This window comes from Bdellovibrio sp. NC01, assembly GCF_006874625.1.
Classification (GTDB): domain Bacteria; phylum Bdellovibrionota; class Bdellovibrionia; order Bdellovibrionales; family Bdellovibrionaceae; genus Bdellovibrio.
In genome coordinates, this window is sequence record NZ_CP030034.1 from 2,113,574 (window position 1) to 2,138,203 (window position 24,630).

A 24,630-nucleotide genomic window follows, 5' to 3' on the forward strand; every position below is an offset into this window, starting at 1 on the left:
CTAAAAATTGAAGTGATTAAAGCGTTTAAAGTTAAGAGGTTCCACGATCGGAACTGGTAAAGGTTGGTCCGTTGTATTTCCGTTGCCAAGCATGTAACCCGAACCAGACCCCCAACATTTAATTTTTGCGTCGATAATACCGCAAGTTGAGTTACCGTTAGTACTAACACCAGTTGCACTACCGTAGATAATATTAATATCTTTTGGAACTGGCGCAGAGTTTTGAGTTGTACCGTCACCAATATTTCCATAATAGTTTCGCCCCCAACATTTAATTTTACTATCAGTGATTGCGCATGCTGATGCATCTCCCACCGTTATGGACGAAGTCCAAGTCGTAATATTACTTACAGATACAGGAACTGAAGATTGGAATGAGGCTCCGTTATTTCCAAATCCATCTTGTATTCCGTCGCCCCAACATTTCACACCAGTGGTATGAGACAGACAGACGAGCTTATTTAGCATTCCCACCGCAACTCCAGTGATGCCCAGCGAGTTAGAACCAGTAACTAACGTTGGAGAGCGCCTAAGAGTTGTTGTCCCATCACCGATCTGCCCATACGAATTGTCACCCATGCACAGCACGCGCACTGGATTGATGTCAAAAAGACATGTATTCGCCGTACCAGCTGAGATCATGACGACTCTGTTTGGCCCAAGCACCAATTGTGGCGTATTGAAGCTTGCCGTGGTTGAATTAATTCCTAGCTGGCCACTGCTATTGTCGCCCCAACAATATGCTTGAAGAGAACTAACTGCACATGAATGTCGATAACCCGCAGTTACTGATGTGACTGTGCCCACAGGCAAAGAAGTGATTTGTGTTGGTGTTAGGTAATTTTGTATAGTCGTTCCAACTCCGACCTGTCCGTAATTATTTCTACCCCAACAAAAGAGCGTGCTATTTTTATTAGCGCAACGATGAGAGTCCGTGCCTGCAACGTCTATTACACCCGATGACATTGTAGGAACGAGAGTGGGAACCGCACGACTAATCGTATCTCCCATACCCAACTCACCATTAACATTTGAACCCCAACAATAGAGCGCGCCGTTTTTAATTGCGCAGACGGAACTGCCTCCTGCAACAACCTTATCCCATGCAAAATCATTGTCGTGAATTAACACCGCCTGCACTGTATTCGATATTCCTGAATAGTCAGTTCCGCTCGCTGTTAAGACAATATCCGCATAGTGATCACCTTCGATAACATTGTCGTCATAAGCACCTACCCAAACTTCTTGATAAACATTCCAATTATGAGATGTAAAAGTTAGTGATGAAATCGACTTGATCTGAATTCCTGTATCGAAGTTAACTGTAACATCAGTATCAGGGTCAGAAGTTAAGCGAACTTTGAGAATCTTATCCCCCCCTCCCTCGGTTAACTCCAAACCACCACTTGGTTTCAGATATTGAATACCTTTCGGCAAGGAGCCGTCTTTGATTTTGAAGTCGAATGCTGTTGAGTCAAAAGGCTGATACTTCAAGCCTAAATTGGATAATGCAGAAACTAGCATATCGATTTCTGAAATCTGTAACTCATAGAAAGCGATACGTTTTGGGTCGTTACTTCGATTCTTTTCCTGTATATATTCAGCCTTTTTTACGACTGCCAAGCTGATTGCTTCTTTAAATTTTGTGTACTGATTTTTTAATCTGTACTTAAACTGAGGAAGGAACTGTCGCCAACCAGAAGCTGAAGCAGGAAATGCAGGGGAACTAAAGGTTACTTGAGTGGGAGAATTTATAGTTTTGTCTAAAGTAATTGCTGGTTGAGAACCAATCGCTGGAATTGTAGCATCGAATGTCCACTCTGCTTCTTCGTCATTCAACGACGTTCCGCTTAAATTTACTGTGAATTGAGCCGAGGAGCCAACAAGATAAATCCCCGTGCTAGAGTCTGCGGAGATAGATAGAGTTGGAAGTGCCCGATTAACTAAGCTCTTTGTCGGAGGATTCACTATAAAACTAACTGTTTGTGTGCTCACTGAACTTCTGATCTTATTAAGTTGAACATTTGCATTTTGCAAAATCGCGTTATCACGTGCTACTTGATTTTGTAAAACTGCAATGACTTGTACATTTTTTTCATCAGCGATTTTACGTTGAAGGTCGCGGACTTCCTGTTCGAAAAACACGATTGTTTCGTTCAACTTTTGCGCTTCAAATTTATTTTGAATGAAAGTTTGAACTTCCCAAGAATAACTACCCGCTGGAAGGTCTTTCGTCACCGCATATGCAACACTCGATGAAATTGGTGTGATTTTCATGCTTACTGCATTAAGTTTCGCTGTGAAAAAGTATTCATTTCTTGAATCAGTTGGTTGAGTAACTACCCTAACAACCAAAACTGCTCGCTCTCCGGCTGAATAAGTTGCTTTACTCGTAGATAAAGCAATATTTCCATCAGCAAAAGCCTTCAAACATAAAAGAAAAGAAATAACTAAAAATATGTACTTCATGGTTGTTCCCTAAAGAAGGTCTCTGTTTTTTCGAAAGAGTGAAGGGTTTACGATTGTTACCGGAGTAAGTGAATCCGATGCTATCCCGTTACCCAACTTATAGCTTGACCCAACACCCCAGCATTTGACATTGCCATCGATAATTGCGCAGGTACTGTAACCACCTGACGCCGTAAAAGTGGCTTTGTTATAAGTGTCGGCAATCTCAGTAGCGTACTGAGCTGAAGTTGTGGATCCGTTACCATTCTGTCCACTATTGCCCCATCCCCAACATTTTACTCGATCAGAAACAACGGCACAAACGTTGGCCGTACCAGCTGAGAGCGCTACAACGTTATCTGAGATTCCAACTACGCTCGCTGGGATAGCATAAGTACCGTTAACTCCAGTACCCATAGAGTAATAGATACCATCACCCCAACACTTGACACCGTTTTGATAACCAAGACACCCCTGTCGACTACCGGCTGCAACGGTCACACTATTGATGGTACCCAAAGAGTCTGATCCAACTACAAGAACAGGACTGATACGTTTAATGGTAGTACCATCCCCAACCTCTCCTGCACCATTACCTCCAGAACAATAAACTTTATTGTCAAGAGTGACAAAGCACGAACTTGTCGGACCCGTCGCAATGGATTTCGCCTGAAATCCTCCGGGAACAAGCGTTGGCACCAACAAGGACGTAGCTGTTGAATTTACTCCTGCCTGACCATAAGAATTATCTCCCCAACAGAAAACATTTTTGGAGCTACTTTTAATTGAGCAGCTCGCTTCATTCCCAGCAGCAATGTCACTAACTGTCCCAGCACCAGACACTAAGAATGGCGTCAGTACATTAGTTCCAGATGAGTTAATACCAATCTGTCCTTTGTTGTTCCGACCCCAGCAATAAACTTGTAAGTTTTTAATTGCGCATCTATGAAACCCATTTCCAACTACTTTCAAAACACCCGAGTCCATTGTCGGCACTAACGTTGGTACCGTACGAGTAACGGTGTCACCCATTCCAAGTTGTCCGTATTCGTTGCCACCCCAGCAATACAAAGCACCTTTTCGAATGGCACAGCCTGAATCTGCAGCGATCGAGACACTACTCCAAACATCGTCATCCAAAATAGTGATTAAAATGCTTGAAGTGATGCCGTTATAGTCTCCACCAGTACTTGAGATCTGAAGCGAAGATGAATGATCACTTTCAGAAATATTGTCATCGAATGCCTGAATAGAAACGGATTGCGGTATGTTCCAGTTATGAGAATTAAAAACAACGGGCGCAACCGCAGTAATTTGTGAATCATTCGTAAATGTAACGAAGACATCGCTATCAGGGTCAGAGGTTAACCTAATTTGAAATGTTTTTGATAGCCCACCTTCAGAAAGAACAAAACCGTCAACAGGAGGCGTAATTTGAAAGCCTTTTGGCAAAGATGCATCTTTAACTTTGAAATCATAAGAAGCGGCCATAAACGGCTGGTAACTTAAACCCAGATCGGAAAGCGCTGCTATCAGAAGATCAATTTCAGAAATCAGTGATTGATAATATGCGATCTCTTTTGGATCATTAGACAGATTCTTATCTTTAATGAATTCATTTTTTCTAATCACTGCTAAACCAACAGCTTCTTTAAATTTCGTGTATTGGCTTTTTAAGCGATACTTAAATTTAGGAACAAACTGACGCCATCCTGCACTGGAAGACGCAAAAACTGCTGAATTGAATGTGACTTGTGTTGCTGAGTTAACAGTTTTTGTTAATTCAATGGCTGGTTTGGAACCTACCGCGGGAATCTCGGCATCATATGTCCAATCAGCAGCTTCTCCATCGAAAGTCGTTCCACTTAATGTCACAGAGAATTGCGCAGCAGCGCCAACCAAATAGATTCCAGAAATATTGTCGGGCACAATTGACAGCGTTGGAACTGCACGATTTGCCAAACCAAATGTTGGGGGATTCACACTAAAATTAATAGACTGAGTGCTAACTAAACTTCGAATTTTGTCTAACTGAGCTCGTGCTCTCTGAATAATCGAATTGTCTCGCGCTAGTTGAGCATTTAAAGCTGCCAATACTTGGGCGTTCGTTTCAGCTTCAATTTTTCGTTGCAGATTCAAAACTTCTTTTCCAAAGAAGACAATTGTTTCATTCAACTTTTGAGCATCATATTTATTTTGAACGAAGGTTTGAACTTGCCAGACAAAATTTCCAGCAGGAAGTTCATTGGTCACTGTATATGCGACACTAGAAGAAATAGAAGTAATCTTAACATTTGTTGAATTGAGTTTTGCTTTGAAAACAAACTCTGACTTTGAATCCGAAGGAGTCAACATCGAACGAGCAATCAATACGGCACGACTTCCTGAGGTGTACGAAGCTTTGCTTGTTGATAACATCAATGTGCTTTGATCCGCTAACGCCGATACGGCGATAGAGAGCAATAGCAATACACTTGCTAATACTTTCATAAATCCCCTCTGCAATTTTTCAATTACAAACGGTTGTTTATTTGTGTCGTTATTGCAACGTTAAAATTTCTTGATGCCCATAGGTGTCGTATAAACTTTAGTTTGTTGTTTTTATTTGATTCAAAAAATGTTTTGAAATAATGGTGCTGAATTCTGGCAGTTAAAAAGTTAATAATTGTGCATTTATTTGAAGTGATGTTGCAGTCGAAATTTTCTTACAGGTTTTATCTGTATTGGAAACGGAAATAGTTTTTTCGTCGTTTGTGAACATGAATAACTTTCCCCAGCCGTCTTTTAGAAATAGTCAATTATAGATGGTGCATTTCTGATTCACACAACAGGGGATTAAGGTGACCAATGCTTGCAGGCCCTCACCTTCACTTGGAAACTCACTGCAACTAGATAGTATTTCTTACTGTTCCATCTAAATTAATATATTCAACAACGTAACAATTTCCAATTTCTAAGGTTAGCATTTTACCACCGAGATCTTTCTTGCTTTTAACTGAATTTAGAATATCGGATTACACCATTTTTCTTAAATCAACAGCATCCGTTTTCCTTTGTCATAACAAAAACACAAAAGAACGATGGCGGAGACCGTTAGATTACTGCACATTGTTTTTAATCTCCATCTCTTTACAGTCATCAGCAACAAAACCTGTTATTGACTTGATACTTTCAACGCGCACAAATCCTTGTCGATCAACCGTACCTTCGATTTCAACTGGAGCTGCGAAAGGCCCACTATCAATGGATTCGTTAAACATCAGACGAACTTCGCTGTTGTATCCTTGGGCGCAGCCGAGATCGGTCAAAACCTTATAAGTACTTTTTCTGCTTAAGCTTAGATCAAGCTTTCCACGTGACTTGATCTTTCTGTTCCACAGAACTGGAAAACCGTCTGAAAGATCACGCACGGAAATATAATCGCCGTCTTTGAAGTTCTTTGTTAAGTTTTCGCGTTTCTTATTTATCTTTTCCTCGAGTTGATTTTGAACACCTAAGCTTACAAAACTTAAATCTGGAAGCTTATATAAGAACAGCCCAAAGGCGATCACGATAAGAATAGTTATAATGATTGGTTTAGTCTTCATCGGATTTTCCTTTTCCTAATTTAAACCAAGCGAAGAAACCCATGACTGGAAAGATCAAGCACAAAGGGATGATAATACGTAAAGCATCCTCCCCACACACCAAAGACCCACTGGTAATTTTTGTCACACAATTTGTTAACAGATATTCGGCTGCACATATAAGAGGTAGTCCCACAATCAGAAAGACAAATGCAATCCATTGCGACTTCACGAATTACCCTTTCTAAACATCAATAGCCCACCATAAATACATTCTTGTATATCAGAACGAGATGGTCAAATTTTGATCGAGAACTATATCATTCTGGACCTATTGAGCTTTCCAATACTGGTAAGCCTCGGCTGGAGTTTTCTTTTCATGGCTTTGCTTTAGCCCTTTAAAGGTCTTAACAAATATTTTTTCACTTACACCAGGACATCTCACCTCTAAAAAGCTTATGAATTCCAACCACTCTTCTTCAGCATTTCCTAACCAGCATGGTGTTACTAGAAATCGACCCTTGGGTTGGATATAAATGAACGCCAGGTAAGGAGCTTCCATAACAATTTGAGTGATATCGGAATATGAATATCCTGCTGTCCCAGTCAGACTTCTGATTTCAATTCTATCTTTTAAGAAAGTCCAATGAGCTTTCTGAAGCGATAACCCAAAAATAATATAAAGAACGAAGAACATCAAAACAACAGAGACCATTGAAAGCACTAACGCGAAACCCACATCATAAAGAGAAATATTGAATTGTTTGGAAATGGCCCTTGATAAAAGACACAAACAAGAAAAACTAACAATATATAGCAATACAACTTTCCAAGTAAGTAATTTGTTCCTGCGCAAGTTAATCAGGAAATAGTCTGAGACTGTAGGCGCAATTGTTCGATAAGAAAATACGTATTTATCCTTCAATGATTAACCTCTCAACAATCGAATCACTCAATGGAGTAGTCGCTCTCCAAATTAAAAGCGCGCAAACAACAACAAGAACTCTTCCGAGCACCACGTATTTACGAATGTTGCTTTTCTCAGCCGCGGCATTGATCTTTTGATCAAACCCCATGATGGCGATCCACGGCGCCCCAACTCTTGGTCCACTGAATGACATGTCGTCAGTTTGGTCTTTAAGAATTTGATTGAGTGGCAAAGCGATAAAGATCTGCAAATACACGACGAGCGATAGTCCCGCCAAAACAGCTATAAATAAGAGGCCACCTTCAGTTAACTCCACAGCCTAGTCACTCATATAGTGTTGATCGAACTTTTGCGTTTTAGGATTCCAATATAAAGATGAATTTGCACTTTCATATTTAAAGAGATTAATTGCGTCGTATTTAAATGTAACAGTTGGAGTATCACCGTCAGTACATTCAAAATACCCTTTACCACAAGCTGTTTGATATGTACCAGGTTTATAAAGTTCGATTCCCATTTCAGCTGCTGGGAGTTCGTCATGAATCGCTAATGTAGGAGTAGAATTTCTATTGCAATTCCAAAACACGTAAACTGCAATTTCAGTCATCTCACGATTTGCAGTTATTTCTGCTAAATCAGTTATACCATCACCATTAAAGTCTCCAGAAACGTTTATGTATGGCCCGTTCTTATCGTCGTAACGCCATTTATTATCTGCATTGAACAATCCAAAGTTTGCGACCTTTTTCCACGATTTTGGTTGATAATACATAGGTATTTCTCGAAGCTCATAACTCATCACAGTTGAAACAGCTGCGATAAAAATACTTATTATGAGAACACCACCAGTTATGAGTATGGGCTTCGGCTTAAAGAAATATTTAAACGTAAAAAGGAAAATCAAGATTGCGGTGGGTATCAAAAACCAAATCCAGTAATGAGGTGGAATCATCCCCACAGTCCTTAAGAATAAAATGCAGAGTGTTTGAGTCCAAAGACCCGCCATGATTAGACAGTAAATAATTGTCGCCCAAATCTCATAGGCTCTGAATATAGACTTCATTTCGAATTAGCCTTCTTAAATGGGGGTTCAGCTCTTTTGCGATTTACGATGTATGAAATGAATTGGAATATCACCAAACAGATTGAAGCAATGAGTGACAGCTTAAAATATACCCAATCTCCCCAATTGCTCTGAACGATATGATGAACCTGACCTGCTTCATCTATTGTATAAAAAACCTGCACACCTTCACTATAATCAGCCCAACTCTCAATAGTTGTGCCTTGAATCTTGTGGCCGCCCGCTTCGAATTCATAGTGAACGATTTTAAAGCTTCGGCTACCGCCACGGTTTTCTAAGCTTGTAATGATCGCTACAGTTGAATTCGCATCTTTCTTGAAATTGATAAGTCTCTGGCTCGCGAGATAGCCCGCACTCATAACTACGAGAGCTAAAATAATGAGAAGGTGTTTCTTAAGATCCATTACTTCAAAGGATATATACACATAGATGTTTATACAAACATCTGATACCTACCCCGACCCATTTTAATAGTTTCCGTTCCGGGATTTGAGGTCTCCAATCCTGGAATTTTCAGTAAAAATGTCCTTCTTTTCGATTTTAAGAGGGTTTTACGATGGGCACCGTATTGCTTTGATGGGTCAGTGTTCGACTTTAACAAACAACCTTACGGAGACTTTTTATGAAATCTTTGATCGTATCCCTAGCACTTATCTTGAGCGTTTCTTCTTCATTTGCGGCTGACCAAAACGGCATGCCTGAAGTTAATGTTATTAAAACTGTTGCCTTAACTGGACAGACTTACGAGAACCCAACTGCCACTGGAGCAAAGCTCTTTCTCTCTAAGCACTCACTCGAAACAAACCGTGCAGATCTTGAGCTTGCGTTTTGGAGCGAAAAAGGTCCTATCGTTGTGCCCGATAGCTCTCCTGACAGTGGCTTTGCCTCCATGATGTCAGATTTAGGCATTCTTCCTCTAGAAGAAATCAACGGAAGAAAACTTGTTCTAGATGGAGATAAACAAAGACAGTTCCAACAATACGTGATTTTACAAGTTGGACACTCTTACGCAATCAATTTGAGTACGCATTCAGCTCGCGGCTTTTACATGTTTAAAGTAGAAGACGCTGATCCAAAAACGAAAACATTGATCTTGAGCTACGCTGTATCAGTGTATGAGACGATCAATCCGATCAATGAAGTATATCAATCAGAAAATCCAAAACGCGAAGAAAAACCTGAAGCGAAAGTAGCATCGCAAGAAGTGGAATTGAAATCGGCATCCAAGTTATTTGGTAAAAAAGTAAATTACTCTGGATTGCTGAAGCAACCCGTTCCAACAAAATCGTCACGTAAAAACAAACTTAACTAATAAAGGAATAATGTCATGAAAAAATTAATTATTGCTCTAGCACTTTTTGCTCTACCAGTATTTTCCAACGCAAGCGACTCAGTAACTTTAACTGCTGATGAACAAGAAGAGATCAACTTCAATGATCCCACTTACAGCTTCGTCTATGAAACTAAGGGAAATTTGTCACAAAAGAAAAACAACTGGGATATCATTTTTTTAACTTCCAAATATACTCCAGACCACTTCAAAGTGACTGTTACCCCTGACGATTTCAGTTTCATTTGGGACTTAGGTGAAAGATCGTGCGAATCAATTAAATCAGATTCTAAGTATGATCGCTCAAGAGATCCATTGTTGTGGTTAGCGTATACAGATATCGACCCAATGGGAACCGCTGAACGAAGCTCTACACAACCGGTAAAATTAGGACATTGCTACTTGATCTACAACAATGATTCACAAGGCCGTGTGATTGCAATGTTTAGAGTACTTCAGCACGAAAGAAGTAAGTCAGTAACTATTGGCGAAATTTTCGTGTTCGACAGTTTGGTCATCACCGATCGTCAGAATTTAAATTAGTTTTTCGTGAGTTCGAGACTTTAACTGTTGGAGGTCATATAAAAAATTAAAGAAGAGTCTGTAGTTTTTTATCCTTTGAAGCAAAAAGAGGCGAGCTAACCCTCGCCTCTTTTTATTTACTCGCGGCCCTGCCGAACAGTGTGGCGAGACCGCATGGCCTCAGAACTGGAGTAGAGAAATTGATTGAATCCGCGAGCAACAAAGTTGAGCGCCATGAAATTCAATCAATTTTAAAAAGAATCTATCTACCACGCCTCAGCGTACCTTCTTCGCTCTCAAGTCCCAGACGTTTCTGCGATATACAGGCCCCGGAATTTCCACTAAAACTTTGTCGAAAAAAGAGTCAGTGTCTTGGAAACTTAAAATTTTAATTAAACTAAATTTCGGATATGGAAACCATCCGGAATATAGAAAAACCAAATCTTTATTTTCACCTGACCAGAAACCACCAAAAAAACTAGAGACAACTACCCATTTCACTTTACCGACTGCAAACGGCTTCCTCTTGCCAATCTTAATAATTCCATCATTTATGAATATGAATTTTTTAGAGTTATGATAATGTCTAACACTCACGAAAACGACGGTAAGAACAAGGTATACTGAATACCAAAGCAAAAACTTAAACAGAGGAGTCGATAAGAATTTATGGTCAACCAGATACTCCAAGACCGTCGACAATAACAAAAATGAATAAATAAAAAGTGTGATCTTACAACCACGCACAAAAAATTCTTTTCTCAATTGCCGACTAGGATAGTCGCTGACTTTAAAAATCATAAAACAGAACCTTCACTCTTTATCTCAATCTTCCTGCCCAAATTATTAAGTCGATAAGCTTTACCGCCGACCGCACTAGCAACTTTCAGCGCGAACTGTTCTGATTCCGATGCAAGACTGAAACGAACAATCTCAATTGAATAGAAATATAAAGACGATTTTTCTTCAACGCAGATTTTTAAATATTTATTTCCGTTGAGGTGGAGATTGATCCACGCTGGCCAGTGATGCCTGATTACGACAATAGGTTCTCTAAATTTTAAGGTCTTGTTGCCATTAAAGACAACCGTTCCATTTGAGATTGAAACTGATCTTTTCGCGTATAAAAACCAAAAAACAGAGATTGCTAAAGAAACCAATAACGAAATCAAAAAAAGCTTTCGTTCTTCCGCTAAAATTTCGGTCAACGTAAACGAATTCAAATAAAACCAGTAAAACGAAATGGCTAAAATAATGCAAAACAATGACATGTTTCGAACAAAGGTTTGAATGAATATCTTTTTTAAATCAAATCTAGTGAAGTCACTGCCAATAAAGTTCACTAACACCTCTTACGACATCTTTACTGCCAACCAAAAGACTCTTACTACTCCACAACCCGCAAGGGACAGAGTGGAAGGAACGCCATGTCCCTGGAACTGAAGTAACTTCTATCGATTGAATCCGCGAGCATCAAAGATGATCGCCACAAAATTCAATCGATCAAAAATCAAAACCAACCAACTAAACGACCCAACTCGTTTAACCTCACTCCGAATCAAACAACCGCAGATTGTAGTTCGTTAGAGCAGCTAATCCATCTGGCAACAGCTTCTCCTTTACCCGCTCTCCCTGCGCAACAACGGCGACTGAAATTTCATTGAAAGCGATCTTTACGTGTTCTTTGTTCTTAGTCATGATCGCAACATCAGCAACACCACTAGCGAGTATCACAGGATTTGCTGTAACAACACCCGCTGTAACTTTGGTCACAACTCCAACTGTAGCTAGAATTGCTACTGAGGGACGGACCAAGTCACCGTTTTCTGCATTCTTATAGAGACTATAGCTTCCATAAATTGCAGCAGCACCACCTAAGGCTTTTCCTAGATTTTGACTTCCCCAGGTACCAGCTTGCTTCGGTGTGATGACATTATTCTTTGCCGGCGTCTGCATACCCGGAAGCGGAACTCCGTCTGGAGTAGATGCGTCTTTGAAGATTTCAAAAGGATATTGCGTAAGTGCCTTCTTCAGCCCGAAGCGTTTTACGACTTCCGGAAAGTTAGAAACAAAATCATGACCGTGAAAAACGCGATGGAAACGACCGCCGAAGCCTGCGCCAGTTGATGAGATATCCATCCAGCGCGACATTTCTGTGGCTTTGAATGAGTGATCAATCACTTGGGTTAACGTTGTGATTTTATGGCCGGAGGTAATTGCAGTGTTTTTTGCTGCTTCTAAAAAAAGATCAAATCGTGATTTCTGAGATTCGTCTTCTGCCACAAATGCCTCCTAAGAAAAAAGGCGTCTCAAATAAATACACATCTTTGTGTTTATATATTTTCTCATGAACTTCATTCAAATACCTGTGAATCTTTTGTAAAGGGTGTAATTCAATATAAATATTTACCGATCAATAGATGTCAGGAGAATAAGTGAACATTGATTATAGCGATTCACATCGTTTTAGAGCATCTTTAGGTCTGGGTCTAATAACACTTTCTGGCGTAATACCTTGGTTGTTCTTAAAAGAAACTTTCGATCTTCAATTATCAATTGAAACCCTAGAGAAACTATCTCCTCTAGCAAAAGAAATCATTCTTAACCGAACAACATTAATAAAAACAATAATTGCAATTTTACCTTGGATTTCAGTTCCGATGTTTTTTATCGGACTTTATATTTTATTGCGAGGTTATTTAAAATGGAGCGAAAACCAACAGGTAATTGATGAAACAGGTCGACTAACTCTCGCTGACTTAAAGAATAAACTCCAAGAAAAAGAAAATGACGTAAATACTAAGAATCAAGTTGCAGCATCTCCTACTGAGGAGCGCAAGCGAGCTCTTAAAGATGACTCAGAAGATAAAGAAACAAAATCGTCAGATGTAAAACAAGAAAATGCCTTGAAGGGTATTGCATTCAAAGATTCAGCAACTGCATCAATGCGGAAAGCATTTGAAATTGAAGATAAGATCATCAAATCCCTGCTTCAACAAATGCCCATTCTAACGCACGAGCTACTAATCAATAAACGTCTTGAACGACGTGAGTATGATGCAATCCTCGCCTCAAAAGAAAAAACTGAAAAAGACATTATTTTTGAGTTCAAATACAGAACAAGCAAAAGCACCCGCCTCCAAGAGATAGTTAATCAAGTTAGCTCAGCAATTTTTGACTATGAAAAAACAACCGGGAGACAAGCGTCTGGAAATGTCGTAATCGTCGTCTCCAATGACGAACTTAAAACTCACTATCGCAATGAAGTTAACAACATGTTCGCAAGTTCACCAATGACAACGAAGAATTTAAAATACTTTGTAATTACTGAAGATGAAATCAGTAAAACAAACTTTTTAAAAACAGATTACTTTAATTAACCTTTTCGCTAATCAAACTTCCTTTCAATAAAATATTTAATCGTATCCTTCAACTTGGTTTCATTCTTAAAGTCGGCCATAAAGCCGACTTTTTCTAGCTTAGATTGTATACGACCCCAGACTTGTTTCATCTTCTTATCATCTCTTTTGCCCGGCGCCACATCAGCTTCAGCTCTTAGATAATAAAGCCCAAAAAGAATCATATACTTCTCATCCTCCCCGAACTGTACACGCGACTCCATTTTGCTGATGAGGTTGTTAAAGAAGTCAAACGGCTTCCACTTGTCGCACTTCTCTTCAGGTACGATTTTCTTTGGAGGTTCAGGGATGATGACAGAGCAAGGCTCCACTTCATAGACGAACGCCTTTACGATACGCCAGAAGTGTTCATCAGCTCGGTAAGATTCGAGAATGTTAAGACCAGTCGTTTTTCTTTTTAGTTCCATCCAGTTTTGTTTCAAAACAGATGGCGGATCACGACGGTCGAGATCAGTGAGACTTTGTTTTTGAAAGTATTCAAATGCTCTGATGAGTTCCATACGAAACGCAATAGGCATATTTACCTTCTTAACATGTTCAACTAGTTGTTCAAAACAACGGTAAACTTCCATATCAGGCAATCTCACATCAGGAAATACACGAAGGATCGACTCGATATCAGCCGGAACGTAAGGAAAAACTGACGACCAGATCTTCATGACAAATTAAAGACGAACAAATACTTCGTTCGACAACGGCTTTAGAGGCGTCGCAAGATCCAATGCAACACTTGAGTCATCCGACTCATCCAAAACGCCCCACTGGCTTTTAAAGAGCTCTGACAACCCAATAAACTCCAACTGCCGAACCTCTTCCTCGGGCAAATAAGCCTGATAATCAAAATACTCCTTCGTTAACGACATTAACGCCTCCGGCGACAGTGAGAAGTAGCCCCCGGAAGCTGATTGAAATAGCAGGACGCTATTTCAACGTGTAACCCGAAGGGATAAGAATAGGACATCCTCATCAACTAACTCCAAAGGAATGAGCGCGCGGAATCGCAAAGCGATAACGCTCCAGAAGCTCATTACTTTGGATGATTTAAAAATAAGACTGAAACAGCTTCTCCAGAGGAGAATCCGTTCCTGAAAACAAAAATAGGGCCTAAAAAAGGCCCTGTCAACATATATGTAAATTATGTGTAGATTTAGATTTAAAATTCAAATGAACCCTGCGGCTCCCCAGAAATCTTCTCAATAGGTTGAATTCCACGACCAAGAATCTTTAGATTCCTAAACGGTGGAACAACACTCGACTCCGAGAAACCATTAGGTCTCTTCATGTCTTCTCTAAGTTGCATAAGTAGTCTACCAAGAGCATTTGTCCCTTCAAGGACTCCGTCTCCTACTGGCATTGCTCCCCAAAAATTATCCTTATCAGAATACTCAACAATTGATTTATTGCCCGTGGATTTTAACAGTTCTGAAAACTTATCCCAGTTTTGATAAAGCTTAACTCTAAGGCACCACCTCATTATTTGAATCTTTTCATTCTCCCAATTTGCGCGGATTTTATCCTGATGAGGCTTCGTTACCTTTTTCGCAAAAATGGGACTCGACTGATCAAAGATCGCTTGCTGAATTCGAGGATAGTCAGAAAATTTACATGCTTGATAGAGCGCCTCAACTGTTGAAATTCGCAAACCGTTAACTACAACGGGAAATCCTCCAGCCATATTTGATAGACCACCATATTGTTCCTTGGTTTTCCAGAAAACAATGCACTGCTCTGAAATGTAACTTCTCAAATCCGGATTCGCCAAATTAATTATTCTTTCTCGGAAATAAAGGATACCAGTTATCTGTTCCCGCCCAAAGCGCTAAAGGACAATTATTAGGGCAATTTCTGTGTGTCACGAATAATGAACCAAATCCCAGAGAATTATGACTAGTAAAACCTAATGGCTTATGAGCACGTTTAAAATTTCCAGATTCATTCCTAATCTGTACACTTTTGTGTAGTAAAGCATTTTCGAGAATGTGTCGCGCAGAGCCAGTCGAGAAATAGGAATTTTCCCCAACATCGTTTCCTGTACGAAAATTTACTGCCTTAAGTCCGTTACTATTTAATTCAACCACGAAGTCTCTAACCTCTTCTTCAAAATCATGCTGAACTGGCCACAGGACATCAGATTGATCGCGAACATTTACATTATTTCTAAATTTCTTCACATGTAACGATCGATATTTGCCATTCAATTCTAACTCTGAAATTTTACTTTCAATAGCTTCTTTTACGATCCATTTTCCTAAAGTATGACTCGCAAACGTGATGACTATGATTTCAAACTCCTCACCTACTAGGTCTTCAGCTTTCAAATCTAACCAATTACATAAATCGTTTTTGACGGTATTACCAGAGAAGAGTCCATCATCGAGATACAAAAACCTACGGACTTCTTCTGCGCCGCAAGTATCGATATCTATATCCAATTCCTCATTTAGTATCTTTCCAAATTCAGCAACAAGAAACTTTTGACTCTCACCCTTGTCTTGAATGTTTAAAATCTCCGTATCACCCCAGAATTCACTGGGATCATCAAGTCCGATTATAGCCTTAGACGTCAACATACTTTGTAGGTAATGAACCATCGACTCAGAAGTTAAATAAGTTCTATTCAATACATGCACTAATTCAGAGAGTACTGGTTCTCTTAATCCCCTATCAAACTGTCCGATCCACTGTTTTACGTGTTCAGAATTAAAATCGACTCGCGAATAGTCGCCCGCAATTTCTACAAGTTCTGTAATAAGCTTTTTCATAGATCCTTACCTAAAGTAATACGGAAAATCGGCATATACAGACTTAAGTTTAATCAAAATAAATTGTTCAATGTTTATGTTACACTTCTCAAACAGACACATAGCGGATATAAACAATTATTCAGCTATCGCCGATTATACTTAAATGAAAATAAGCGAACACTTTAAACTCGGACGTACACAATTTGAACTCGACTTCGTGGACATCCACACAGATCGAGACATTCCACTGTTTCTTGATCCAAACTTCATCAAAAAGTGGCCTGATAGATTTTGCCAGGAAGCTAACGAATCAATAAGAAACTTCTTCACAACAATTTCAGAGTTGATCCAGGCAGATGAAATTGAAACCGCCCGGGATTTATTTAGACAATTAAAAGAGCCCAAAGAAACTTTCCTTGGCCTATCACCAACTGGACAAGGCACCGGAGTCACAAAATCAAACGCGGACGAAATCTTCCAGGGCATTCTTGAAAGTGAAGCGATCCAATCTGGATTAGTACAGGATTTGGAAGACATTAGAATCTTTGTGGATGACTTCGATAAAGATCGATTATCAGACATGACCACAAATATTATACGTCGACAACTCATAGACTACACAATTAGCCAATGCCAACTCTGGGAAATACCTCTCACAGACAATGTGGCATCTGGTCACTACTGGGATCGTAAAGAATCTAATTGGGCTCAAAGTTACGATAAAGCCCTAATTATAGATCATAAGAAAATTTTACTTGTACCCAAACGAATAGTTTCCTTGTCAGAAAGATATACATCTCACGAATATTATCACCACTATGTATTAGAATTTTTGAGAGAAGAGCAATTGAAAAACGGTGGCCCTTTAGTACAAAGAAGAAAAATATCTAACAATCCCTATGTATTAAAAAAGGACGTCGCAAAAACACAAAGTGGCACAAAAATGAATCTTTCCATTTTCTCAAGAAAACATCCTGAGATTTTCAATAGATTCAAATCTGCTTTTGTAAGCGGCGGCGAATCTTCCCTGCAAGGAAATGATATTGACGATGGAGAAGTTGAGATTCACCAGCTTTGCAATCACTTAATAACTGAGCTCAACAGTATTCATCCAGGTAACGACCACGCAACGGAATACCATAAATTAGTCACTGGAATTCTCAGCTTCTTACTGTACCCCAGTCTTTTCAATCCGCGCACCGAAGTTAAAATTCACGATGGTCGGAAGAGAATTGATATTGCATTTGAAAATTCGGCTCAGGCTGGAGTCTTTAATGCATTGGCACAACATCCTAAAACGCTTTGTCCGCACGTTTTCGCTGAATGCAAAAACTATTCAAGACAAGTTGCAAATCCCGAGCTAGATCAACTCGCCGGCCGATTTAGTCCTCAAAGGGGACTAGTTGGCTTACTCTTATGCCGATCGATCGATGACAATGATAGATTTATAAAAACTTGTGAAGATACGTACAGAGACAATCGCGGCCTGATCATTCCACTCACCGATGAAGACTTGATCACAAGCCTTCACAAGTATGTTCAGGGAAGTCATAAGGAATTAGAAGAAATCATCAGAACTAAAAAAAACAGAATTCAACTAGCGTAAGATAGAATCTATACAGGACCTACAGTGCAAATTAACTACGAACATTATCTAATCGCCTTCCTCGACATATTAGGTTTCAAAGAAATCTGCAAAGAGTCAGATAGATCTGGAGACACATCAAAACTCTCTCGAATACTTGACGTGTGCACAACTGCTACTAAAGCACTCAAGGAAATCGATGGTAAGAAAGAGATACAAACTCTTATCATAAGTGATTCGATAATACTGGGAATGAAGATTCCTGAAGGGCAAACCTCTTTTACGCCGAAAGAGGTCGCAGATTTCTTAATTGCGATCGGTCGAATACAATTTGATCTTTTTCTCTCCGAAATCCCTCTCCGTGGCGGAGTATCGATAGGAAAAGTTCATTTTGACCTAAATCAAAAGGTAGTAATAGGTCCTGCTTATATTGAGGCGTATGAACTCGAGTTACAAGCCAAATATCCACGAGTAATTGTGAGTTCAAGATTAATTAAAGAACTCAATCTTGAAACGCATGCCGACCTAATTCTTTGTGTGAATCAAATTTATCAAGATTCCGGTCAGCAAGCTTTATATAACTGGGACCGCTTCGGTGATAATGGTCTCGGCAAATTACAAAAAGATATCCCTTTCTTTATTGATTTTCTTCGCGCGAAGGAAGGACGCATTCAGGTTATCCAGGATAGACTCGACGACCATGTTGAAATTCTAAATAAACTTACCATAGATAATCCCAATCACTATTTAAAATATAAATGGCTACAAGACTACTGGCTCACAACATATGGGCAAGCTTTAGGGAAATATGACGGCAAGACTGTCCGTTATTTAACTTCGATTTCTTAAAATGACTAGAGGAATTTGTGCTCACGGAAACATTAAAGTCAATTAGCGACAGAATTGAGTCCCCTATCAGCGGAACGTTCATAACCGCGTGGCTAATAACCAATTGGCAAATACCCATTACGACAGTTTTCGGAGATCCATCTAGAAATCGCGTAGAGCTAATTCAAGGCTATTTAAAACAGTCTAATCTGTGGTGCTTACTAATAATACCTTTAGGTTTCACTCTAATTTATCTTTTCGGAATGCCTTTAGCTCGGGAATTGTACCGGAACTTCATGAATTCGGTAGAATATCGGATATCCATCAGAGATTTAAAACTTGAAACTGACTTGTCTGAAATTAAAGAATACAAGCAAACTCTTAAAGCCTTGTTGGGTAATTTAAGCGATCATTATCGTGATAATATTCAGAACCTTCAGAGAATACATACACTCATCAATGACAAACAAGTTTCGACAGCAAGCACTGAGTTAGACAACTTGATAAAACGACACGAAGAAATTCACAAACAACACGTTTACTTTACCAACACTTATAAAGGTGAACCAAAAGACCAATACAGATATCTATTCGTTAGAAGAAATCTACCTACATACGGAGATTCTAAATGAGTCCGCTAAACATCAAAAGCTTGATTACTTTAATTCAAAAAGATCGTAAACAAATTGGAAAAGACGAAGCTGCATTGGTTCAAGTCATGCACAAGCGTGGATATCCTTATGGCGACGATGAAGATGAGGCGCGCAATGATTACTATTTAGATCTCCAAGAAGCGTCATACCACGCATCAATTCAACACAAAATAAACTTTCTAATAAACGCAGTCATTTCTTGCCTCGATCTCTTGCAGCTAAATGCCAATCGTGACCGGTTTATAAAAAATGTCGAACAGCTTAGAAATTCCAAAAATGAATTTGAATTGGAATTCAATGCTGATTACGACGTTTTCGACTGTAAAGCTGTCGATATTATTGATAATGAAATCAAGATCATTAGCTCTCTTTTGGGAGATAACGAAACAGGGTTTGAGTCAATTACTCACTCACCTATCCGAGGAATATTATTAGGACAACTTGAACAAACGCCATTTTACTTAGAAAAACTAAGCCCTAATCCAAAAGATGAGTTGGAAATTCAAAACGTGATGCATTCAGTTCTGGAAGGTAACTTTGGAAAAGATTTTATTAAAAGACCATCCATAAACCAAGCGTTCAAAACTTATATTCCCGATGGAGGTATTAAATCTATTGCGACTGCAATAGAGTTTAAATTTATCGACTCAGAAAGGGAATTAAAAACGGCAATGGAAGGACTTTATGCAGATTTTCATGGATATAGCGACTCAAAAGACTGGAATAATTTTATCTCCATTTTTTATATGACATCCAACTTCAAATCTCCTCGAACAATTAAAGAAGAGATAGAGGAAAAAACAATGAAACGATGGACGGCACTTGTATTCACTGGAAATGGAGGAAGAATTAAAACTACGAAATCAATAGTTCCAACTTCACTGAAAACAAAAAACAAAAAATAAAGTCTATCAGAACAAATATCCCATTGAATCAACTAATCCTCAATGTTGCATATCCTTCGCAGACTCCCCGAGTCTGCGCCTATCAACTTATAGTACTCCAGCACAAACTCCTGAACAGCCTTCACTGCCCACTCAGCCCCACCGGCACCTAAACACTTTCGCGGAAAGTAAGGTTGCGAATCATTTCTAAAGAATGCGGAATCTTCAAACTTCCCTTTGAGTCTTTTTTCAAGACTCACGATGTGATTGCGATCATCGACTTCATCACCTTCAAAACCATTTGTACGCTCAACTTCCACCAAATATGGCTTATAGTGCATTAATGAATTTCGGACAGCCATTACTCCCGCAGCATTTTGAAAAATGGCACTTCCTCGATCCATTCTCTTTTGGCCAAGAATTTCAGCAAGCCTGTCGCACTTATCAAAAAGGTTCTTTTTCTCCTTTTCTTCTTTCAGCAACTGGACCTGATCAGGTGTGATGACTTTGCTCAGAGGATGTTCACCTTCTGACTCATCAACAACCTTGCTTATTAATTCATTGATTGCAGATTCCATAAAAGCCGCGCAACTCATAAAACAGCTGGCACTGAATCCTTGTAGCCATTCATAGTTTCGTATCTGGTATCCGTAATCAAATCCGCACTCAGCAAAACTGTTTTCAATCTTGCGACACTCGCTTGCGTAGAATCCAGCCATCTTGAGATGCATTGGAGACATGACTGTCTTTAATAAGACGCTACGTTGAACTACAATTTCAAATTCCATGTTTTTACTCTGACTACTGTTTTAGAACCTTAGCAAACTTCAACAGACCGAAAAAAACTAACCCACCACCAATTACAATCCCTACAACAAGCAACTCCATCAATCCTCCACAGAAGCAAAATAAGCGGACTGAAGTTTAAGTCAAGGATGGGAGTTCGAAAAAAATCGACCTACTTTAGAATTTTTTAGACAATTCAGAGACTTGAATGATTTTACTAATTTATTGTAACGACTCAGCGTTACGCACAATTTATTTCTTGGGATTTTACCGTAAATTCCCGCAAGTTACTTTGAGTTCCCGCATCTTCCCATGCACTCTCAATTGCAACTTCTTGGCACTCTCCGCATCCCTATCGCTCACACACGTTGGCCCATCATCATATCTCTCAACAATAGCATTCACGAGATCAAGAGATTTTAAAAGCGAGCCCCTATCTCCCCGCTTCTCATAACACGAAGACAGTTCCATCACCTTATTCACGTAGTAACGCGTATCGGGACATCTCAAATCTTTAGTTTTTTCGTAGACAACTGGTGACACAAAAATTGGATCACCCTTTTTGCAAAAGCCAGAAAGATTCACACACGGAATTGCCAACAAAACATCTAGTCCCACAGTCACGGGAACTGTCGCACCGTAAACCACGTAGCCAAAAGACTTTTTTGAAAGACTTATGAATTGGTTTTGATCAGTTTCAAGTGGAATGCGAGCTTCCGCTTCTTCGCATTTGTTTTCTTGGATTTGAGTGGTGAATAAATCAACAGAAGACTTCTTTTCTTCAGAAATACAAGAAAGAAGAAACAATACTGCTATAGATAGAAGCAAAGCTTTAAACATAACTACTTCTTCGTATCTCCAGCAGCGATTTTGCTCATTACACGGTCGTGTGCATCCTTCACCACAATCGCATCGCGATCCCTGATACAAGTTGGCACATAGCTGTTATAATTAATTAGAATTGAATCTAACAGTGCTAGTGACTTTTTAAGTGAAGCTTCATCAGTACGCTTTTCATAACATTGAGCTACAGCTAAAGATTTCTGAACGTAGTAGTCAGTGTCGGGACATCTGACATCTTTTAGCACTTCGTATGACTGATACGAATATGGAAACATATTCTGCATGAATGGCTTTTTAGGATCGACACAACCAATAGCACCCTTTGGACAACCTATAATAAACGCAGCATCAAGAGTCAGGGTTATTGGAAGACTACACACGTAGCCAAGCTGGCCGATCGTATTTTGATAGAAACTTAAGTATTTGGTTTCTTCTTTTTCCTGCAGCATTTTTTCTTCAGCAAGTTCACAGTTGCCCCAGGAGATTTGGTCTTGGTAGCTAATGGTGGTTTGTTTGGAGGCGTCGGTTGCGCACGCAGAGAGCGCAAGACTTGCGATAATGAGAGTGAAATGGCGTTTGAATTCCATAAACCGATTGTAGTTAACACCCAATTTATGGCAAGCTAAGATCCTGTGAAAGCCATTTCGATCTTAAATATCATTAAAGGCCTTATCATCTCGCTTATAGCGATTGCGAGTGTATATTACGCTCTACAGCTAGATATTTTTACAAATTTCCGAATGAAGCTCCTCGGCAAGAAAACAGTTGCTGACCGTGTTTATCAATACGAGGCAAATGTAAACTCTAAACTCCGTCCATTCTTTGAAGCTGCTCACGCTACCTACCCGCCACAAGATGTAGTCCTTCTTTATATCAAATCGCAAAAGACTCTTTCTCTTTTCGCAAAAGATCTAACGAACAACTTTGTTCTTATAAAAACTTATACAGTATTAGCTGCTAGCGGAAAATCAGGTCCGAAACTTCGCGAAGGCGATTATCAAGTTCCTGAAGGCGTTTATGGCGTCGAAGGACTTAATCCCAATAGTGAATACCATCTGGCACTTCGAGTGAACTACCCGAACGCTGATGATCTGAGACACGCACATGATGATGGCAGGACTAAATTGGGTGGAGACATCATGATTCATGGGAGTGATGCTTCCATTGGATGTCTGGCTATGGGTGATGAAGCTATTGAAGAGTTATTTGTACTTGCGGCTAAATCGAATTATCGCAAGTGGCAGTTGATCTTTGCGCCAGTTGATTTCAGGAAAGGTGAAGTAGCGCCGCCACCAAGATTTGCGGCGTCTTGGATTCCAGATCGCTATGCAGAGATAGCGAAAGAGATGTCTAAACTTCCTTAGTCTAATTTCATTCCGATGAGCTCACTCAATTGCACACCTTCGGTGCGCGGTCGTGAGCTCATCGTCTTACTTCAGCTTCGGTGGCTCCGCGACCTCAGCACTGTGCGCGATATACGCGATTAATACCCACTGCGCTTCACCGCGCCGACAAATGAAAAGTCACAGCTGCAGTAGCAACTGCTACTGCCTGTGCGGTAGACTGGTTCTTCGCCGGAATGGATCATGCCCGATGTGTAGCCGCCGCTGGTTGGGCGGATGGAATCACAAGATTTTTCTAGCGAGACACCGTGGTCGGATTCGGCGCAGACTTTAAGGGAGCAGCGACCCATGTTGAGCTTTTGATCTTGGGAGACCCAAGAGATGGAACCTGCATGAGATAAGCCCGGGATGAGAACGAGAGCGATAAATACTAACTTTTTCATTTTGAACTCCTGTCGTGGTTGTTGGTTTCGACAGGAGCTTTTTAATTCAAAGATTAGGGACTGGTGGCGAGTTGACTAATTTCCTTCTATGTCCGAATGCTGACTGCGCCGGAACTGTCACCATTAATTCAATCGGATGTACATTAGGTAAATTAGCAATCCGCACACAAAAGGACATAGTAATATCGCAAGCCCGAAGTAGATAACCAAGGCAATTCTTCGAGCTTCTGAAATATTGGGGATCTGGTGATTGTAAGCTTGTTTAAAATTGAAGATCATCGGTTTCAGACCGATGATTCCAATTATAATAAAAATTATGCTTCCAATGATTTCGACCTTGTTCAAACCTATCTTAACCCTCTCGTGATTAACAAATAAGTTAAAACGGCAATTACGAATGGAATACCTGCGATACCTATCCCCGCATATATGAGATAAAGCTTTCTAGCTCCTTCAGAAGCGTAAGCACCTTTACGGTAGTAGACGAACTTGAAGTTCTTGATGGCACGAAAGAATCCCACCATCAGAAATAATATCATCGCGATAGAGCCGTAGAATTCAAAGCTGGTCATTTATTGCTCCCGTCAGAAACAGCCAAGTTCATAACAATAAGACCCAACACAGATGTTTACTGAGTTCCGTGCGTCCTCGTAACTAAAAGGTATACGAGAAACCCCACTAGAATCGGCATACAAACGATACTCGTTCCAATAAACAATAAAGAGAATATTCTTTGTGCCCGAGGTACAGAATCAGATTTTACCCTGTAAACAGCCAGAAAATTTCTTATCGCTGGAATAAAGCCAACAACAAATAGAATGATAAACGCTATGCTGCCGTAAAATTCGAAAGTGGTCATTTATTGATTTTAGATTCGAGGATTGCTTTTAGAAAAACAATATTTTGAAGATAAGTTGTTCCACCTAATTTTCTAATGAGAGCAACTTCATCGTCATTAAGACTTGAAGAGTTCAATTTGAAATTATATGAAAAGAAAATTTCCATTCCATTTTTCAATACAATAAAGAATGGGGCACCTAGCTTTGATTTTCTAATAGATTGAATATCAGAGAACGGTATCTCAAACTTTTTTGCATGAGATCCGTTGAAGATAGAATACTCCAAATAATTGTCGAATAATATCAACGTTCGATTATCAACAATCAATTTTTTGATCTCGAAAATACCAGGAATAATCAATAAGAAAAATATCACTGCACCAAG

The 24,630-nt window shown here is 39.7% G+C and carries 25 protein-coding genes; 7 read left to right on the forward strand and 18 right to left on the reverse strand.

Going from position 1 to position 24,630, the window contains the following annotated elements; all coding sequences use genetic code 11:
* From DOE51_RS10140 to DOE51_RS10170, 7 genes are all read right to left on the reverse strand, one after another.
* Positions 1-2,469 carry a hypothetical protein gene (locus DOE51_RS10140; RefSeq protein WP_142696450.1) on the reverse strand — a complete coding sequence of 823 codons (2,469 nt, stop codon included), beginning with the start codon at positions 2,467-2,469 and terminating at the stop codon, positions 1-3.
* A gap of 9 nt (positions 2,470-2,478) precedes the next feature.
* On the reverse strand, positions 2,479-4,938 hold the full coding sequence (locus tag DOE51_RS10145) for a hypothetical protein (protein WP_142696451.1): 2,460 nt from the start codon (positions 4,936-4,938) through the stop codon (positions 2,479-2,481).
* Positions 4,939-5,546: 608 nt separating this feature from the next.
* Positions 5,547-6,035 (reverse strand): hypothetical protein, encoded by a 489-nt coding sequence (locus DOE51_RS10150; RefSeq protein WP_142696452.1) that lies wholly within the window; start codon positions 6,033-6,035, stop codon positions 5,547-5,549.
* A gap of 310 nt (positions 6,036-6,345) precedes the next feature.
* Complete coding sequence (locus DOE51_RS10155; RefSeq protein ID WP_142696453.1) at positions 6,346-6,939, reverse strand: hypothetical protein; 594 nt, start codon at positions 6,937-6,939, stop codon at positions 6,346-6,348.
* Positions 6,929-7,258, reverse strand: coding sequence for a hypothetical protein (locus DOE51_RS10160; RefSeq protein ID WP_142696454.1), 330 nt, complete (start codon positions 7,256-7,258; stop codon positions 6,929-6,931). The genes DOE51_RS10155 and DOE51_RS10160 overlap by 11 nt, the downstream gene beginning before the upstream one ends.
* Positions 7,259-7,261: 3 nt before the next feature.
* Complete coding sequence (locus tag DOE51_RS10165) at positions 7,262-7,894, reverse strand: FG-GAP repeat protein (protein WP_142696455.1); 633 nt, start codon at positions 7,892-7,894, stop codon at positions 7,262-7,264.
* 107 nt (positions 7,895-8,001) lie between these two features.
* Positions 8,002-8,430, reverse strand: a complete 429-nt coding sequence (locus DOE51_RS10170) for a hypothetical protein (protein ID WP_142696456.1) — start codon at positions 8,428-8,430, stop codon at positions 8,002-8,004.
* A gap of 218 nt (positions 8,431-8,648) precedes the next feature.
* Between DOE51_RS10170 and DOE51_RS10175 the strand changes: the two genes are divergently transcribed.
* Together DOE51_RS10175 and DOE51_RS10180 are read left to right on the forward strand one after the other, a co-directional pair.
* Complete coding sequence (locus tag DOE51_RS10175) at positions 8,649-9,338, forward strand: hypothetical protein (protein WP_142696457.1); 690 nt, start codon at positions 8,649-8,651, stop codon at positions 9,336-9,338.
* Positions 9,339-9,353: 15 nt separating this feature from the next.
* Positions 9,354-9,899: a hypothetical protein gene (locus DOE51_RS10180; protein WP_142696458.1), complete on the forward strand. Its 546-nt coding sequence runs from the start codon at positions 9,354-9,356 to the stop codon at positions 9,897-9,899.
* Positions 9,900-10,675: 776 nt separating this feature from the next.
* On the opposite strand, the gene DOE51_RS10185 is transcribed toward DOE51_RS10180, so the two are convergent.
* The gene (locus DOE51_RS10185) at positions 10,676-11,221 is read right to left on the reverse strand and encodes a hypothetical protein (protein WP_142696459.1); all 546 of its coding nucleotides are present in this window, start codon (positions 11,219-11,221) and stop codon (positions 10,676-10,678) included.
* A gap of 205 nt (positions 11,222-11,426) precedes the next feature.
* Positions 11,427-12,161: a hypothetical protein gene (locus DOE51_RS10190; RefSeq protein WP_142696460.1), complete on the reverse strand. Its 735-nt coding sequence runs from the start codon at positions 12,159-12,161 to the stop codon at positions 11,427-11,429.
* Between the two features lie 152 nt (positions 12,162-12,313).
* On the opposite strand from DOE51_RS10190, the gene DOE51_RS10195 reads away from it, so the two are divergent.
* Positions 12,314-13,258, forward strand: a complete 945-nt coding sequence (locus DOE51_RS10195; RefSeq protein ID WP_142696461.1) for a hypothetical protein — start codon at positions 12,314-12,316, stop codon at positions 13,256-13,258.
* 8 nt (positions 13,259-13,266) lie between these two features.
* Here the strand turns inward: DOE51_RS10195 and DOE51_RS10200 are convergent, their stop codons facing one another.
* The 4 genes from DOE51_RS10200 to DOE51_RS10215 form a co-directional block, all read right to left on the reverse strand.
* On the reverse strand, positions 13,267-13,956 hold the full coding sequence (locus DOE51_RS10200; protein ID WP_142696462.1) for a hypothetical protein: 690 nt from the start codon (positions 13,954-13,956) through the stop codon (positions 13,267-13,269).
* 6 nt (positions 13,957-13,962) lie between these two features.
* Entirely contained in the window at positions 13,963-14,160 is a 198-nt protein-coding gene (locus tag DOE51_RS10205) for a hypothetical protein (RefSeq protein ID WP_142696463.1), read from the reverse strand.
* 290 nt (positions 14,161-14,450) lie between these two features.
* Positions 14,451-15,044 carry an NADAR family protein gene (locus DOE51_RS10210; protein WP_142696464.1) on the reverse strand — a complete coding sequence of 198 codons (594 nt, stop codon included), beginning with the start codon at positions 15,042-15,044 and terminating at the stop codon, positions 14,451-14,453.
* 16 nt (positions 15,045-15,060) lie between these two features.
* Positions 15,061-16,059 carry a hypothetical protein gene (locus DOE51_RS10215; protein WP_142696465.1) on the reverse strand — a complete coding sequence of 333 codons (999 nt, stop codon included), beginning with the start codon at positions 16,057-16,059 and terminating at the stop codon, positions 15,061-15,063.
* A 145-nt stretch (positions 16,060-16,204) separates the two neighbouring features.
* On the opposite strand from DOE51_RS10215, the gene DOE51_RS10220 reads away from it, so the two are divergent.
* The 3 genes from DOE51_RS10220 to DOE51_RS10230 all read left to right on the forward strand — a co-directional run bounded on the left by DOE51_RS10220 (position 16,205) and on the right by DOE51_RS10230 (position 20,012).
* Entirely contained in the window at positions 16,205-17,647 is a 1,443-nt protein-coding gene (locus tag DOE51_RS10220; RefSeq protein ID WP_142696466.1) for a hypothetical protein, read from the forward strand.
* A gap of 231 nt (positions 17,648-17,878) precedes the next feature.
* A complete protein-coding gene (locus tag DOE51_RS10225) occupies positions 17,879-18,475 on the forward strand; it encodes a hypothetical protein (protein ID WP_142696467.1) in 597 nt (198 codons plus the stop codon).
* Between the two features lie 607 nt (positions 18,476-19,082).
* Positions 19,083-20,012 (forward strand): hypothetical protein, encoded by a 930-nt coding sequence (locus DOE51_RS10230; protein WP_142696468.1) that lies wholly within the window; start codon positions 19,083-19,085, stop codon positions 20,010-20,012.
* 32 nt (positions 20,013-20,044) lie between these two features.
* Here the strand turns inward: DOE51_RS10230 and DOE51_RS10235 are convergent, their stop codons facing one another.
* The 3 genes from DOE51_RS10235 to DOE51_RS10245 all read right to left on the reverse strand — a co-directional run bounded on the left by DOE51_RS10235 (position 20,045) and on the right by DOE51_RS10245 (position 22,207).
* A complete protein-coding gene (locus DOE51_RS10235; RefSeq protein ID WP_142696469.1) occupies positions 20,045-20,779 on the reverse strand; it encodes a hypothetical protein in 735 nt (244 codons plus the stop codon).
* Positions 20,780-21,044: 265 nt separating this feature from the next.
* Positions 21,045-21,617: a hypothetical protein gene (locus tag DOE51_RS10240; RefSeq protein ID WP_142696470.1), complete on the reverse strand. Its 573-nt coding sequence runs from the start codon at positions 21,615-21,617 to the stop codon at positions 21,045-21,047.
* A gap of 2 nt (positions 21,618-21,619) precedes the next feature.
* The gene (locus DOE51_RS10245; RefSeq protein WP_142696471.1) at positions 21,620-22,207 is read right to left on the reverse strand and encodes a hypothetical protein; all 588 of its coding nucleotides are present in this window, start codon (positions 22,205-22,207) and stop codon (positions 21,620-21,622) included.
* 153 nt (positions 22,208-22,360) lie between these two features.
* Here DOE51_RS10245 and DOE51_RS10250 point away from each other — a divergent pair, with 153 nt between their 5' ends.
* Positions 22,361-22,984: a murein L,D-transpeptidase family protein gene (locus DOE51_RS10250; protein WP_142696472.1), complete on the forward strand. Its 624-nt coding sequence runs from the start codon at positions 22,361-22,363 to the stop codon at positions 22,982-22,984.
* A 119-nt stretch (positions 22,985-23,103) separates the two neighbouring features.
* On the opposite strand, the gene DOE51_RS10255 is transcribed toward DOE51_RS10250, so the two are convergent.
* Complete coding sequence (locus DOE51_RS10255) at positions 23,104-23,406, reverse strand: hypothetical protein (protein ID WP_142696473.1); 303 nt, start codon at positions 23,404-23,406, stop codon at positions 23,104-23,106.
* A 347-nt stretch (positions 23,407-23,753) separates the two neighbouring features.
* Entirely contained in the window at positions 23,754-23,978 is a 225-nt protein-coding gene (locus DOE51_RS10260) for a hypothetical protein (RefSeq protein ID WP_142696474.1), read from the reverse strand.
* Positions 23,979-24,630: the final 652 nt, after the last annotated feature.